Source organism: Stutzerimonas sp. FeSN7, assembly GCF_030263795.1.
GTDB lineage: Bacteria > Pseudomonadota > Gammaproteobacteria > Pseudomonadales > Pseudomonadaceae > Stutzerimonas > Stutzerimonas stutzeri.
The window spans coordinates 3995362-4011178 of record NZ_JARPMN010000001.1 but is presented as its reverse complement, the minus strand read 5'-3'; the positions used below and the strand labels follow the sequence as shown (position 1 = coordinate 4011178).

The 15817-nt window shown below is 64.1% G+C and carries 10 protein-coding genes; 5 read left to right on the top strand and 5 right to left on the bottom strand.

Features of this window, described 5'->3' with window-relative positions:
* The first annotated feature begins 6 nt into the window (after positions 1-6).
* The 4 genes from P5703_RS19185 (at position 7) to hemE (ending at position 8936) form a co-directional block, all read left to right on the top strand.
* Positions 7-1584, top strand: coding sequence for an AAA family ATPase (locus tag P5703_RS19185; protein ID WP_125884011.1), 1578 nt, complete (start codon positions 7-9; stop codon positions 1582-1584).
* 173 nt (positions 1585-1757) lie between these two features.
* Positions 1758-6206, top strand: coding sequence for a glutamate synthase large subunit (gltB, locus tag P5703_RS19180; RefSeq protein ID WP_049340785.1), 4449 nt, complete (start codon positions 1758-1760; stop codon positions 6204-6206).
* 107 nt (positions 6207-6313) lie between these two features.
* Positions 6314-7732 carry a glutamate synthase small subunit GltD family protein gene (locus P5703_RS19175; protein WP_020307768.1) on the top strand — a complete coding sequence of 473 codons (1419 nt, stop codon included), beginning with the start codon at positions 6314-6316 and terminating at the stop codon, positions 7730-7732.
* Positions 7733-7871: 139 nt separating this feature from the next.
* Positions 7872-8936, top strand: a complete 1065-nt coding sequence (hemE, locus tag P5703_RS19170; RefSeq protein WP_013981660.1) for a uroporphyrinogen decarboxylase — start codon at positions 7872-7874, stop codon at positions 8934-8936.
* Positions 8937-8994: 58 nt separating this feature from the next.
* On the opposite strand, the gene P5703_RS19165 is transcribed toward hemE, so the two are convergent.
* Entirely contained in the window at positions 8995-10221 is a 1227-nt protein-coding gene (locus tag P5703_RS19165) for an MFS transporter (protein WP_049326262.1), read from the bottom strand.
* 229 nt (positions 10222-10450) lie between these two features.
* On the opposite strand from P5703_RS19165, the gene P5703_RS19160 reads away from it, so the two are divergent.
* Entirely contained in the window at positions 10451-11350 is a 900-nt protein-coding gene (locus tag P5703_RS19160) for a LysR family transcriptional regulator (RefSeq protein WP_011911798.1), read from the top strand.
* An 8-nt stretch (positions 11351-11358) separates the two neighbouring features.
* Here P5703_RS19160 and P5703_RS19155 read toward each other — a convergent pair whose 3' ends face one another.
* The 4 genes from P5703_RS19155 to P5703_RS19140 form a co-directional block, all read right to left on the bottom strand.
* On the bottom strand, positions 11359-11649 hold the full coding sequence (locus P5703_RS19155) for a hypothetical protein (RefSeq protein WP_011911799.1): 291 nt from the start codon (positions 11647-11649) through the stop codon (positions 11359-11361).
* Positions 11650-11726: 77 nt separating this feature from the next.
* Positions 11727-12164: a thioredoxin TrxC gene (trxC, locus tag P5703_RS19150; RefSeq protein WP_011911800.1), complete on the bottom strand. Its 438-nt coding sequence runs from the start codon at positions 12162-12164 to the stop codon at positions 11727-11729.
* Positions 12165-12232: 68 nt separating this feature from the next.
* The gene (locus P5703_RS19145; protein WP_011911801.1) at positions 12233-13510 is read right to left on the bottom strand and encodes a bifunctional O-acetylhomoserine aminocarboxypropyltransferase/cysteine synthase; all 1278 of its coding nucleotides are present in this window, start codon (positions 13508-13510) and stop codon (positions 12233-12235) included.
* A gap of 92 nt (positions 13511-13602) precedes the next feature.
* Positions 13603-15393, bottom strand: a complete 1791-nt coding sequence (locus P5703_RS19140; protein WP_285589085.1) for an SLC13 family permease — start codon at positions 15391-15393, stop codon at positions 13603-13605.
* Positions 15394-15817: the final 424 nt, after the last annotated feature.

Below are 15817 nucleotides of genomic sequence, written 5' to 3'. Positions count from 1 at the left end.
ATTTCCATGAACAGTTTGTCCGCGGACGACGCGTTTCTGACTCACTATGGCTTCAGCCATGACCCTTTCGCGGCCCGTGTTCCGGGGTTCAAGTTCTTTCCCGCTCAGCGCAAGCCGGTGCTTGGGCAACTGCACCACTTGGCCCGTTACAGCCAGTTGCTATTGTTGGTGACCGGGCCGGAAGGCAGCGGCAAGACGCTGCTACGCCAGGCGCTTGTCGCCAGCAGCAACAAGCAGGCTGTGCAGAGCGTAGTCGTCACACCGCAGAGCACCATGGACGCCAGTGCGCTGCTGGCGCAGATCGCTCAGGCGCTCAACAGTCAGGACGCCGATTTCGATGGCATCATGGCGCAGGTGGTCCAGCTGGCTCTGACGGGGCAGGAAGTCTATCTGTTGGTGGATGATGCCGAGCGCCTGACTGGCGCTGCGGTGGAGACCCTGCTGCGTCTGGCTGCGGGGACACCTGAAGCGCGCCCGCACGTCTTTCTGTTTGGCGAGCCTGCGCTGGCCGGGCGACTTGAAGCCCTGAGCGAAGGCGAAGAACGCCATCACGCCATCGCCTTGCAACCTTATGAAGAAGATGAGACGCGCGAGTATCTGGCGCTGCGGCTCGAAGGTGCGGGTAGCGGCATCGAGTGCCTGAACGAGGAGCAGATTGCGCGTATCCATGATCAGTCGGGCGGCTGGCCTGGAGCGATCAACCAGGTGGCGCGTGACGAACTTCTCGCGGCGATGCAGAGCAGTCGCGGACGGCGGAAGTCCACCGGCATGGCATTGCCGCTGCCGAAGAAACATCTGTTGGCGGCGCTGGCCGTGATTGTGGTGGTCGCGATTGGCTTTCTGGTTCTGCGTGGTGGCGAGGGTGAGCGGTCGGTTGCGCCGCAAGCCACTCAGTTGCCGCTCGATGCTCCGGCGGGCTCATCAGCGGCTTCGTCTGAGCAGGGCGGGCAAACCGCGATCGAGTTCGATGCTGAGGAGCGGCCGTTGTCGCTGCCGCTGGGCGGTGATGCGCAGCCGGTGATTCGAGAGCCGCTCGCTGCCGCTGCAGGTGGCGAAGACGATGCTGAGGTTGCGCTTCCCGGTGCGCGCGAATCGACAATTCCTGCACCTGCACCTGCACCTGCACCTGCACCTGCACCTGCACCTGCACCGGTGGAGCGTGCCCAGCCTGCTCCGCCTGTTGCAACGGTGCCGACGCCGGCGCCGACACAGGCGCCTGCTCCGGCATCGCCGCAGGTGCGGCAGAATGTCGCCGAGCGTACGCCAGCGCCTACTGCTGCGCCCAGCGCTTCAGGCAATCGGTCTTGGTATGCCAGTCAGCCGGGCAGCAACTATCTGGTCCAGATCCTCGGGACACGTGTCGAAAAGAATGCCCAAGCGATCGTTCAGCAGCACGGCGCCAGCTATCGCTACTTCACCAAGACGCACGAAGGCAAGCCGCTCTACGTCGTCACCTACGGCAATTTTGCCAACCGAGCGGCAGCGGTTGCAGCGGTGAAGTCGCTGCCCGCTTCGCTCCAGGCCGGCAAGCCGTGGGTACGAAGTTTCGCCAGCGTCCAGCAGGAATTGGCGCCAGCTCGATAAAAAATGCCCCAAAAAAGTGCGCAATGCACTGTTTTGGGGCTTGCAAAAATAAATTGTGCCGATCTAGCGGGCTTTGTAAACTGCTCCCCCTTTTGCCCACGTGAATGACGGGGTGAGTCGCTGCGCCGTCAATAAGGGGTTGATTTACAACGCATTTAGCTGGTGGAGTGCCTATGAGAGCAGGTCTGTTTCGTCCTGAAGAGTTCAAGGATAACTGCGGCTTCGGTCTGATTGCCCACATGCAGGGCGAGGCAAGCCATCACCTGCTAAAGACTGCCATTCAGTCCCTGACATGCATGACTCACCGCGGCGGCATCAACGCCGATGGCAAGACCGGCGACGGCTGCGGTCTGTTGATGCAGAAGCCTGACGCCTTTCTGCGCGCGAAGGCCCTGGAGCATTTCAACGCCGAGCTGCCGGCCCAATATGCGGTTGGCATGGTCTTCCTCGATCAGGACGCCAGCAAGGCGGATCGCGCTCGCACTCAGCTGAGCGAGGAAATCCAGGCGCAGGGGCTTACCCTGGTTGGCTGGCGTGAGGTTCCGGTGGATACCAGCGTTCTCGGGCAGCTGGCGCTCGAGCGTCTGCCGCGCATTGAACAGGTATTCGTTTCCGGCGAGGGCCTCGATGAGCGTCAGTTCGGCATCAAGCTGTTCTTCGCCCGCCGCCGCGCCGAAGTCACACTGGCCGACGACAGCGCCTTCTATGTCTGCAGCCTCTCGGACAAGGACATCATCTACAAAGGCCTGATGATGCCGGCCGACCTGGCCCAGTTCTACCCGGACCTGGGTGACGAGCGCCTCGCGACCGCGATCTGCGTGTTCCACCAGCGTTTCTCCACCAACACCATGCCGCAGTGGCGGCTGGCTCAGCCGTTCCGCTTTCTTGCGCACAACGGCGAAATCAACACCATCACCGGTAACCGCAACTGGGCCCAGGCGCGCCGCCTGAAGTTCGCCAACGAATTGCTGCCGGATCTCGAAAGCCTGTCGCCGCTGATCAACCGCACCGGTTCTGACTCCTCGAGCATGGACAACATGCTCGAACTCTTGGTCACCGGAGGAATGGATCTGTTCCGTGGCCTGCGCATGATCATTCCGCCGGCCTGGCAGAACGTCGAGACCATGGACCCCGACCTGCGTGCCTTCTACGAATTCAACTCCATGCACATGGAGCCCTGGGATGGCCCGGCCGGCGTGGTGCTGACCGATGGCCGCCACGCGGTTTGTCTGCTCGACCGCAACGGGCTGCGTCCGGCGCGCTGGGTAACCACCAAGAACGGCTATATCACCCTCGCGTCCGAAGTCGGCGTCTGGGATTACAAGCCGGAAGATGTGCTTGCCAAGGGTCGTGTCGGCCCGGGGCAGATCCTCGCGGTGGACACCTACACCGGCAAGGTGCTGCACACCGATGACATCGACAACCACCTGAAGGCGCAGCAGCCTTACAAGAAGTGGCTGCGGCAGAACGCGCTGCGCATCCAGTCGACGCTGGATGACAACGATCACGGTTCGGCTTTCTACGATGCCGACCAGCTCAAGCAGTACATGAAGATGTACCAGGTCACCTTCGAGGAGCGTGACCAGGTGCTGCGCCCGCTGGCCGAACAGGGCCAGGAAGCGGTCGGATCGATGGGCGACGACACGCCCATGGCCGTGCTGTCGCGCCGCGTGCGTTCGCCCTACGACTACTTCCGCCAGCAGTTCGCCCAGGTGACCAACCCGCCGATCGACCCGCTGCGCGAAGCCATCGTGATGTCGCTGGAAACCTGTCTGGGTGCCGAGCGCAACGTCTTCGAGGAAACCGCCGAACACGCCAATCGGGCGATCCTGACCACGCCGGTGATCTCGCCCGCCAAATGGCGCACGATCATGAACCTCGAGCGGCCCGGCTTCGAGCGTCTGGTCATCGACCTCAACTACGAGGAAGGTACCGGCCTCGAGGCGGCGATCCGCAACATCGCCGATCAGGCCGAAGAGGCCGTGCGCGGGGGCAAGGTGCTGCTGGTGCTGAGCGATCGCCGCATCGCTCCGGGCAAACTGCCGGTGCATGCTTCGCTGGCGGTCGGTGCGGTACACCACCGCCTGGTCGAGACCGGGCTGCGCTGCAGCTGCAACATCCTGGTGGAAACCGCCACCGCTCGCGATCCGCATCATTTCGCAGTGCTCATCGGTTTCGGTGCGACAGCTGTCTACCCGTTCCTCGCCTACGAAGTGCTGGGTGACCTGATCCGTACCGGCGAGGTGCTGGGCGATCTCTACGAAGTGTTCAAGCACTATCGCAAGGGCATCTCCAAGGGGCTGATGAAGATCATCTCCAAGATGGGCATCTCGACCATCGCGTCCTACCGCGGCGCGCAACTGTTCGAAGCCGTCGGCCTGTCCGACGAGGTCGTGGAGCTCAGCTTCCGCGGCGTCGCCAGTCGCATCAAGGGTGCCCGCTTCGAGGACCTCGAGGCCGAGCAGAAGGCGCTGGCGGTCGAAGCCTGGAGCAGCCGCAAGCCGATCCAGCAGGGTGGCCTGCTGAAGTTCGTCTACGGCGGCGAGTACCACGCCTACAACCCCGACGTGGTCAGCGCGCTGCAGCTCGCCGTGCAGAGCGGTGACTACAGCCGCTTCAAGGAGTACACGGCGCTGGTCGATCAGCGCCCGGTGGCGATGCTGCGTGACCTGCTCAAGGTCAAGCTGGCCGATCAGCCGCTGGCGCTGGAGGAGGTCGAGCCGCTGGATGCCATCCTCAAGCGCTTCGACTCCGCTGGTATTTCCCTGGGCGCACTGTCGCCGGAAGCCCACGAAGCCATCGCCGCGGCGATGAACTGCATCGGGGCGCGTTCGAACTCCGGTGAGGGCGGTGAAGACCCGGCCCGCTACGGCACCGAGCGCAGCTCGAAGATCAAGCAGGTCGCAACCGGCCGCTTCGGTGTGACCCCGGAATACCTGGTCAACGCCGAAGTGCTGCAGATCAAGGTCGCCCAGGGCGCCAAGCCGGGTGAAGGCGGCCAGCTGCCCGGTGGCAAGGTCAATGGCCTGATCGCGCGTCTGCGTTACGCCGTGCCCGGCGTGACCCTGATCTCCCCGCCGCCGCACCATGACATCTATTCCATCGAGGACCTCGCGCAGCTGATCTTCGACCTCAAGCAGGTCAATCCGCAGGCGCTGGTGTCCGTCAAGCTGGTGGCCGAGCCGGGCGTGGGCACCATCGCCGCCGGCGTGGCCAAGGCCTACGCCGACCTGATCACCATCTCCGGTTACGACGGCGGCACCGGTGCCTCGCCGCTGACCTCGATCCGCTATGCCGGTTCGCCGTGGGAGCTGGGCCTGGCGGAAACCCACCAGACCCTGCGCGGCAATGACCTGCGGGGCAAGGTCCGGGTGCAGACCGATGGTGGCCTGAAGACTGGCCTGGACGTGATCAAGGCCGCGATCCTCGGCGCCGAAAGCTTCGGCTTCGGGACCGCGCCGATGATCGCCCTGGGCTGCAAGTACCTGCGTATCTGCCACCTGAACAACTGCGCCACCGGTGTCGCAACCCAGAACGAACAGCTGCGCAAGGATCACTTCATCGGCACGGTCGACATGGTGGTCAACTTCTTCCAGTTCGTCGCCGAGGAAACCCGCGAGTGGCTGGCCAAGCTGGGCGTGCGCAGCCTCGGCGAGCTGATCGGCCGTACCGATCTGCTCGAAGTGCTGCCGGGCGACACCGCCAAGCAGAACAACCTCGACCTGACGCCGCTGCTCGGCGGCAGCAACATCCCGGCCGACAAGCCGCAGTTCTGCGAAGTGGAGAAGAACCCGCCGTTCGACCAAGGGTTGCTGGCAGAAGAAATGGTCAAGCTGGCCAAGAGTGCCATCGACGCCAAGAGCGGCGGCGAGTTCGAACTGGAGATCTGCAACTGCGACCGTTCCATCGGTGCGCGCGTCTCCGGCGAGATCGCCCGTCAGCATGGCAACCAGGGCATGAAGGATGCACCGATTACCTTCCGCTTCAAGGGCACGGCGGGGCAGAGCTTCGGCGTCTGGAACGCCGGCGGCCTGAACCTGTACCTGGAAGGCGACGCCAACGACTACGTCGGCAAGGGCATGACCGGCGGCAAGCTGGTGGTCACCCCGCCGCAGGGCGCTGCCTATCGTTCGCAGGATTCGGCCATCATCGGCAATACCTGTCTGTACGGCGCCACCGGTGGCAAGCTGTTCGCCGCCGGTACTGCCGGTGAGCGTTTCGCCGTGCGCAACTCCGGCGCCCATGCGGTCGTCGAGGGTACCGGTGACCACTGTTGCGAGTACATGACCGGCGGTTTCGTCTGCGTGCTGGGCAAGACCGGGCACAACTTCGGCTCCGGCATGACCGGTGGTTTCGCCTATGTACTGGACATGGACAATAGCTTCGTCGACCGCGTGAACAACGAACTGGTCAACCTGCAGCGCATCACCGGCGAGGCGATGGAAGCCCATCGCAGCCATCTGCAGGATGTGCTGCGCGAGTACGTTGCCGAAACCGCGAGCGAGTGGGGGGCAGAACTGCTGGATAATCTTGACGACTATCTGCGTCGTTTCTGGCTGGTCAAGCCCAAGGCGGCCAACCTGGCCTCGCTGCTGTCGAGCACCCGGGCCAACCCGCAATAACAAGAAGCCGCTTCAGGCAGCGGCCCCGCCTTGGCTGGGGCCGCTGCTTACCCTGATTGTCTTGCAGCCGTATGTATCGTCTACGGCCGCTGTTGAGAGGTTATGAAATGACTGAACGTCTGAATAACGACTTCCAGTTCATCGAGGTCGGGCGCAAGGATCCGAAGAAGAAGCTGCTGCGCCAGCGCAAGAAGGAGTTCGTCGAAATCTACGAACCCTTCAAGCCGCAGCAGGCTTGCGAGCAGGCCCATCGCTGCCTGGGCTGCGGCAACCCTTATTGCGAGTGGAAATGCCCGGTCCACAACTACATCCCCAACTGGCTCAAGCTGGTTTCCGAGGGCAACATCCTCGCCGCTGCCGAGCTGGCTCATCAGACCAACACCCTGCCGGAAGTCTGTGGCCGCGTATGCCCACAGGATCGCCTCTGCGAAGGTGCCTGCACGCTGAATGACGGTTTTGGTGCGGTGACCATCGGCTCGGTAGAGAAGTACATCGCCGACACCGCCTTCGCCATGGGCTGGCGGCCGGACATGTCCAAGGTCAAGCCGACCGGCAAGAAGGTCGCCATCATCGGTGCCGGCCCGGCGGGCCTCGGTTGCGCGGATATCCTCGTGCGCAACGGCGTGACCCCGGTGGTGTTCGACAAGAACCCCGAGATTGGTGGCCTGCTGACCTTCGGCATCCCTGAGTTCAAGCTGGAAAAGACCGTGCTCAGCCGCCGCCGCGAGATCTTCAGCGGCATGGGCATCGAGTTCCGCCTGAACACCGAAGTGGGCAAGGACATCAGCATCGATCAGCTGCTGGCTGACTACGATGCCGTGTTCATGGGCATGGGCACCTACACCTACATGAAGGGCGGCTTCCCTGGCGAGGATCTGCCGGGCGTGTACGATGCGCTGGATTTCCTCATCGCCAACGTCAACCGCAACCTCGGCTTCGAAAAGTCCGCCGAGGACTTCATCGACATGAAGGGCAAGAAGGTCGTGGTTCTGGGTGGCGGTGATACCGCGATGGACTGCAACCGGACTTCCATCCGCCAGGGCGCCAAGAGCGTGACCTGTGCCTATCGTCGTGATGCGGCAAACATGCCGGGTTCGCGCCGTGAAGTGAAGAACGCCAAGGAAGAGGGCGTGAAGTTCCTCTTCAATCGCCAGCCCATCGCCATCGTCGGCGAAGGCAAGGTCGAAGGTGTGAAGGTAGTCGAGACCCGTCTCGGCGCGCCGGATGCCCGTGGCCGCCGCAGCCCCGAGCCGATCCCGGGCTCCGAGCAGGTGTTGCCTGCCGATGCGGTGGTCATCGCCTTCGGTTTCCGGCCGAGCCCGGCACCGTGGTTCGAGGGCCAGGGTATCCAACTGGATAACCAGGGCCGCGTCGTCGCCCCGGAGCGGGGTCAGTTCAAGCACCAGACCAGCAACCCGAAGATCTTCGCCGGCGGCGATATGGTTCGCGGCTCCGATCTGGTGGTGACCGCGATCTACGAAGGGCGCCAGGCTGCCGAAGGCATCATGGACTACCTCGGCGTCTGATCGGTGTTGATCGAGCGCCGACAGGGGCTCGGAACGGCCTGATTTGAATCAAGCCCAAAGGTAAAAGGCACGGCACTCGCCGTGCCTTTTTTTTTCCGCTTTGCGACAATGCACGGCACTTTTTCGCTGGAACCCTGCCATGACTGCCTTGAAGAACGACCGCTTCCTTCGTGCCCTGCTCAAGCAGCCTGTCGACGTCACCCCTGTGTGGATGATGCGCCAGGCCGGCCGCTATCTGCCCGAATACCGGGCCAGCCGCGCCAAGGCCGGTGACTTCATGAGCCTGTGCATGAATCCGGAGCTCGCCTGCGAGGTAACCCTGCAGCCGCTGGATCGCTATCCGCTGGATGCCGCTATCCTGTTCTCCGATATCCTCACCGTGCCGGACGCCATGGGGCTCGGCTTGTACTTCGAGACCGGTGAAGGTCCGCGCTTCAAGAAGGTGGTGAGCAGTGCGGCGGACATCGAGGCGCTACCGATTCCCGATCCGGAGAAGGATCTGGGCTACGTGATGGACGCGGTGCGTACCATTCGCCGCGAACTCAACGGCCGCGTACCGCTGATCGGTTTCTCCGGAAGCCCTTGGACCCTGGCGACCTACATGGTCGAAGGCGGCTCCTCGAAGGACTTCCGCAAATCCAAGGCGATGCTCTACGAAAACCCGCAGGCAATGCACGCCTTGCTGGACAAGCTGGCCCAGTCGGTTACCAGCTACCTCAACGGCCAGATCCTGGCCGGCGCCCAGGCGGTGCAGATCTTCGATTCCTGGGGTGGCAGCCTGTCGGCCGCGGCCTATCAGGAGTTCTCCCTGGCCTATATGCGCAAAATCGTAGACGGTCTGATCCGCGAACATGACGGCCGCCGCGTGCCGGTGATCCTGTTCACCAAGGGTGGCGGGCTGTGGCTGGAGTCCATGGCCGACGCCGGTGCCGAAGCGCTGGGGCTGGACTGGACCTGCGACATCGGCGAGGCGCGCCGCCGCGTCGGCGACAAGGTGGCGCTGCAGGGCAACATGGACCCGAGCGTGCTCTATGCCAAGCCCGACGCCATCCGCGCCGAGGTCGCGCGTATCCTGGCGAGCTTCGGTCATGGCAATGGCCACGTGTTCAACCTGGGCCACGGCATCACGCCGGAAGTCGATCCAGCCCATGCCGGCGCCTTCATCGAGTCGGTGCACGAACTGTCCGCGCAATACCACGCCTGATTTTTCAACGGCTCGAAACGAAACGCCCCGCATCAGCGGGGCGTTTTGCATTGCGGGTTCAGTGTGCCGTCTGCGGCTCCGGCAGCGGACGCAGGCGCGCCAGGTGCAGCGCCACGGCGAAGGCGATCAGCAGCAGCGAGGCGATGAACAGGCCGACGCCATCCCAGCCGGCGGCGTGCCAGAAGACCCCACCCAGCGTGCCGGCGATGCTCGAGCCCAGGTAGTAACTGAACAGATAGAGCGAGGAGGCCTGGCCGCGCGCCTGCCGGGCGCGGCGGCCAATCCAGCTGCTGGCGACCGAGTGGGCGCCGAAGAAACCGAAGGTGAACAGCAGCATGCCCAGCAGCACCAGCGGCAGCCGGTCGAACAGGGTCAGGCCCACGCCCGCCAGCATCAGGGCGATCACCAGCCAGAACACCCGGCGCCGGCCGAAGCGATCGGCCAGTGCGCCGACTTGAGCCGAGCTGTAGATGCCCGACAGGTAGAGCACCGCCAGCAGACCGATCATGGTCTGGCTGAGGTGGAACGGCTCGGCAATCAGCCGATAGCCGATGTAGTTGTACAGCGTGACGAAGCTGCCCATCAGCAGAAAGCCCTGCAGGAACAGCCAGGGCAGGCCGGCATCGCGGAAGTGCAGGCGGTAGCCCTGCAGCAATCCCTGCGGGCGCAGCGGTCGCGGACGGAAGTGCCGCGATTCCGGTAGAAAGCGCCAGAGCAGCAGGGCCGCCAGCAGCGCCAGCCCGCCCATCAGTCCCAGCACGCTATGCCAGGACAGGTAGTCCACCAGCACGCCGCTCAGCAAGCGTCCGCTCATGCCGCCGATGGCGTTGCCGCCGATGTACAGCCCCATTGCCAGGCCCAGATGGTGGGGATGGATCTCCTCGCTCAGGTAGGTCATGGCCACTGCAGCCACGCCGCTGAGCGCCAGGCCGACCAGTGCGCGCATCAGCAGAACGCCATGCCAGCTGGGCGCCAGCGCACTACCGACGGTGAACACCGCGGCAGCGAGCAGGGAGGCGACCAGCACCTGCTTGCGGCCGATGGCATCGGAGATCGGCCCGGTGATCAGCAGGCCGACGGCCAGGGTCAGCGTCGAGAGCGAAAGGATCAAGCTGCTCTGCGCTGCGTTGATGCCGAATGCCTGCGACAGCATGGGCATCATCGGCTGCACGCAGTAGAGCAGGGCGAAGGTGGCGAAGCCGCCGGCGAACAGCGCCAGGGCGGTGCGCGTGAAGCGCGGGGTGCCTTTCTCTGTATGGCTGATGGGCGCGCCAGGCGCCGGTATCTCTGCTGACGCGTCGCTGGCGTCGTGCGTACTGCTCACGATGAAGACCTCTGTCCGATTCGCTTTTTCCGGCCAAAAGCGGCCCGTTACGCCTGTGATCGCTTTTTCGATCGACGGGCGCGATTGCTGTTGTTTGGGTTTATGGACGAAATGATAGGAAGCTTTGTTTAAGCTATCCAATATATTATTCGACCTGAATGATATGTTTTGCGACTCATAAGGAATCCTCATGGAGCTGCGTCATCTCCGCTACTTCGTGGCGGTCGCCGAGGAACTGCACTTCGGTCGCGCCGCCGAACAGCTGCGCATTTCACAGCCGCCGTTGAGCCAGCAGATCCAGGCGCTGGAACAGGAACTCGGCGTAAGGCTGTTCGATCGGACCAACCGGCGCGTGGCGCTGACCGACGCGGGCCGGTTGTTTCTCGAGGAAACGCGGCGCACGCTCGCGCAGGTCGACAAGTCGGTAGACGTGGCCCGGCGCGCCGAACAGGGCGAAATCGGTGAGCTCAAGGTGGGGTTCACCTCATCGGCGCCGTTCACCTCGATCCTGCCGCGGGCGATTCTGGCCTTTCGCCGCACCTTTCCTGCGGTGCATCTGGATTTGCAGGAGATGACCAGCAAGCAGGTGGTCGATGCCGTCCAGGACGAGACGCTGCAAGTGGGCATGATTCGCCCGTTCGCGTTGCCTGCGGGCCTGCAGACCGTCGAGCTGTTCAGTGAGCCGCTGGTGGCGCTGATGCATGCGGGACACCGGCTGGCGGATGCCGGGGACGAGGGGCTGACGTTGGCTGATCTGGCCGAGGAGCCCTTCGTGTTCTTCCCGCGCAGCTACGGTACGGGGCTGTACGACCAGTTGCTCAGCCTGGCGCGCCGTGCGGGCTTCAATCCACGCATTGCCCAAGAGGCGAACGAGGCGCTGACCATCATCGGCCTGGTCGCCGCCGGGCTGGGAGTGTCGGTGTTGCCGGCGTCGTTCCAGCGCATCCGCATCGACGGCGTGCGCTTTCTCACCCTGCAGGACAAGGATGCGACCACCGCCGTCTGGCTGGTCAAACGCCGGCAGGAGCAGTCGCCGTTGGCGCAGGCCTTCATGGAGCTGGTAACGCGCGAGGCCTCCGCGCAGCGCTAGGCGTTCGCTCAGGGCTGCTTGTAGTGGCCGGGTGTATCGCCTTTCTCGTGCTTGTGCACACGGGTCACGCGGATGTCGGTGATGCCCAGGACTTCGGCCTGCTCCAGCAGCTGCGCCTCGTCGGCATCGGCCTTCGGCATCACCAGGCTGTTCTCGGCGTCGGCATTGTGCAGCTGGATGAGGTGCCGCGCCGCCTCGCCCTGGGACAGGCTGTCGACGTCGGCGTCATAGGTCTCGGCGCGCGGGTCGTTCTGGTAGATGTAGTTGATTTCGAAGGTGTGCGAAGACTTGCCGAACATGAGGCGCTCCCGTGGAGGTCACTGATGTTCAGTGGACTCGACGGCAACGGCAAACGTTCCAGCAGACGGTCGGCCCCTCACCGCACGCCCTGCTGTGCCAGCCAGGCGAGCAGTTGCGGCAGTGGCATGGCACCGCTCTGTCGTGCCACTTCGCGACCGTCACGGAACAGGATCAGGCTGGGAATGGAGCGGATTCCGAGCTGTGTCGACAGCTGGGCATTGGCTTCGCTGTCGAGCTTGGCCAGGCGGCAGCGGCCCTGCAGCTGGCGGGCGGCCTGGGCGAAGGTCGGGGCGAAGCTGCGGCAGGGGCCACACCAGCTCGCCCAGACATCCACCAGTAGCGGCAGGTCGCCCTTGATCTGGTTGGCGAACTGGCTCTGTTGCAGCTCGAACGGTTGGTCCGGTAGCGCCTCGGACTTGCAGCGCCCGCAGCGTGGCGCGTCATGTACGCGCGCGGCAGGGATGCGGTTGAGGCTGGCGCACTGTGCGCAGGGAACGATCAACGAATCGGTCATGGCGAGGCTCCACGGCGGTATGCCGATAATGTGGAGCCTCGCCGGCGGATATCAAGCCGCGGGCGCTCTCAGCCCCTGGATGCGCTCAGCGCCTGGGCCAGGTCGGCAAGGATGTCGTCGATATGCTCGATGCCGATGGACAGCCGGATCAGATCCTGCGACACCCCGGCGCGGGCCAGCTCCTCGGCATTCAGCTGGCGGTGCGTGGTACTCGCCGGATGGCAGGCCAGGGACTTGGCATCGCCGATGTTGACCAGGCGCACCACCAGCTTGAGTGCATCGATGAACCGTGCGCCGGCCTCCATGCCGCCTTCGATGCCGAAGCAGAGGATCGAGGCCGGCGTGCCGCCCATGTAGCGGCGTGCCAGTTCGTGTTCGGGATGATCCGGCAGGCCGGCGTACTTGACCCAGGCTACCTGCGGGTGGGCCTGGAGGAACTCGGCGACCTTCAGCGCATTCTCGCAATGACGCTCCATGCGCAGCGCCAGGGTTTCCAGCCCCTGCAGGATCAGAAACGAGTTGAACGGGGAAATCGCTGCGCCCATGTTGCGCAGCGGCACCACGCGGCAGCGACCGATGAAGGCGGCCGGGCCGAAGGCCTCGGTGTAGGTGACGCCGTGGTAGGACACGTCCGGCGTGTTCAGCAGGGCGAAGCGCTCCTTGTGCTGTGCCCAGGGGAATTTGCCGGAGTCGACGACGATGCCGCCAATGCTGGTGCCGTGGCCGCCCATGTACTTGGTCAGCGAATGCACGACGATGTCGGCGCCATGCTCGAACGGCCGGCAGAGCATCGGCGTGGCGACTGTGTTGTCGACGATCAGCGGCACACCGTGGCGGTGCGCGGCCTCGGCCAGGGCGGCGAGATCGATGACATTGCCCGCCGGGTTGCCGATGGATTCGCAGAACACCGCCTTGGTGCGATCGTCGATCAGCGCTTCCAGCGCTGCGATGTCATCGTGGGCGGCGAAACGCACCTCGATGCCCTGGCGCGGCAGGGTGTGGGCAAACAGGTTGTAGGTGCCGCCATAGAGTTTGGCCACCGAGACGATGTTGTCGCCTACTTCGGCGATGGTCTGGATGGCGTAGGTGATCGCTGCCATGCCCGAAGCTACGGCCAGTGCCGCCACGCCGCCTTCAAGCGCTGCGACGCGCTGTTCGAGCACGTCGGTGGTGGGATTCATGATGCGCGTATAGATGTTGCCCGGCACCTTCAGGTCGAACAGGTCGGCGCCGTGCTGGGTGTCATCGAAGGCGTAGGAGGTGGTCTGGTAGATCGGTACCGCCACCGCCCGGGTGGTCGGATCTGGGCTGTAGCCAGCGTGGATGGCGAGGGTTTCCAGTTTCATGGCGCGCTCCTTTTTCTTGTTCGTCGTGGCAAAGGCCCGAGAGCATGAAACTGAACACCTGGCCGGTCAATGATCCAGCGCAAGCCTTGCCGTCAAATCGGCGTGAGCGGCCAGAACAGCGGGATCACCAGGGTTCCGACCAGCCAGAGCAGCAGGTTCAGCGGAATGCCAATCTTGAGGAAGTCGGCGAAGCGATAGCCCCCGGCGTTGTAGACGAAGGTGTTGGTCTGGTAGCCGATAGGTGTGGCGAAGCTGGCGCTGGCAGCGAACATCACCGCGACCACGAAGGCGCGTGGGTCGACGCCCAGGTGCTGCGCCAGGCCGATGGCGATGGGGGTGATCAGCACCGCCACGGCATTGTTCGACAGCATTTCGGTGAGCAGCGAGGTCAGCAGATAGATGAACGACAGCATGAACAACGGCCCGGCCCAGGGCGTCAGCGTCGTCACGTTCTGCACGATCAGCTGCACCAGCCCCACCTTGTCCATCGCGATGCTGATCGCCAGCATGCCGAAGATCAGGCTGAGGATCTTCCAGTCCACGGCCTTGTAGGCGTCCTCGACATCGAGGCAGCGCGTGGCCAGTACCGTGGCGGCGCCGATGATCGCCAGGCCTTCGATCGGCATCACGCCGAAGGCGGCGAGCCCCATCACTGCCAGCGTGGCGATGATGGCGATCGGCGCCTTGTCACGGCGGAATGCGCGTTCCTGTACGGCGTTGAGGCTGATCAGCTCGCCGTTGTCGGCGAAACGCTTGATCTGCGCCGGGGTGCCTTCGACCAGCATGACGTCGCCGAACTGCAGCTGGAAATCATCGAAGTTGCCTTGAATGTTCTCGTCCTGGCGGTGCACCGCGAGCACGCTGATGCCATAGCGGGCGGACAGGTCGAGGTCGCGCATCGGCCGGTGGCTGTAGCGCGAACCGCGGCCGACGATGGCTTCGGCGAGAATCACGTCTTCGCTGCTGATGGTCTCGAAGGCATCGCCGCGGTTGAAGGTCAGGTGGCCGCTCTCGCGCAGCTCCACCACATCCTTGACCTGCCCGTGGATCATCAGCAGGTCGCCGGCGCTGAGGACGAAGTCGTGCTCCGGGCGGCTGAACAGCTGGCTGTCGCGGTTCACCTGCAGCACCTGCAGGCCGCTGCCGCCGTTCAGGTTGGCCTCGGCGATGGTCTTGCCGATCACCGGGGAGTTGAGCGGCACGCGCAGTTCGGTCATGAAGTTGCGATCCAGGCGCGGGCCGAGCAGCTTGGACAGGGTGTCGCGCTCCGGTAGCAGATGCCTGCCGACCGTCAGCAGGTAGATCATGCCGGCAGCTGCCATGATCAGGCCGGCCGCAGTAATCTCGAACATGCCGAACGGCGCCAGGCCGGCCTTGCGCGCCACGCCATCGACGAGGATGTTGGTGGACGTGCCGATCATCGTCAGCGTGCCGCCGAGAATCGTGGCGTAGGACAGGGGAATCAGCAGCTTCGACGGGGTGGTCCCGGCACGCTTCGCCAGGGAAATGGCGACCGGCGTAAGGATCGCCACCACCGGCGTGTTGTTCAGGCAGGCGGAGATCACCAGCGCGGTGATGGTCAGGCCCGCCAGCACCCGCGTAGGGCTGGTGCCGACCAGATTGCCGAGCCAGTTGCCCAGTGCATCGATACAGCCGGTGCGCTCCAGTGCCGCCGAAATGATGAACATGCAGGCGATAGTGACCGGGGCGGAATTGGACAGCACGCCCAGCACTTCACCAGGCGTCAGCAACTGCGTCGCCAGCAACACCGCCACGGCAATCGCCACGACGATATCGGGGCTCCAGCTTTCCCTCACGAATGCCACCAGCACCCAGATCAGCAAGGCGCAGACGAACAACAGCGGCAGCGATTCTGGAAGCATGGACGTCCTTAAGGGTGGCGGCTATGGCGAGTCGAAACAGCGGCTCCGCGGCGCACGATAGAGAGGTCGGCTTAGAGAGTCCAGAAACCTTTCCTGATGTTTATATTCCTTATAGTTATTAACGGCGAGGGCCCTGGCCTGCTTCTGCAGCGCGGCGGCTTGAGGCTGCTGGCCGTTGTTTGGCGGTGACAAAGAGGTGAGCCTGGACTGGCCGCGGATTGCCGTCAGCACGGCGCTCGATCCGCTACCTAAGGCGGCGAGGCGCGGCAGGACGTTGCGTGCCTGGCGGACTTCATGTGGCGGAACCAGCGAACGGCGACGTCTTGTCCCGTTGCGGGATGGCTATTCAGGGCCTGCTGAGGTTCGGCGTTCCGTGGTCCGCCAGCCGCTGCCGAAAATCGAAGCCGTCGTTGGCTTAATTGCG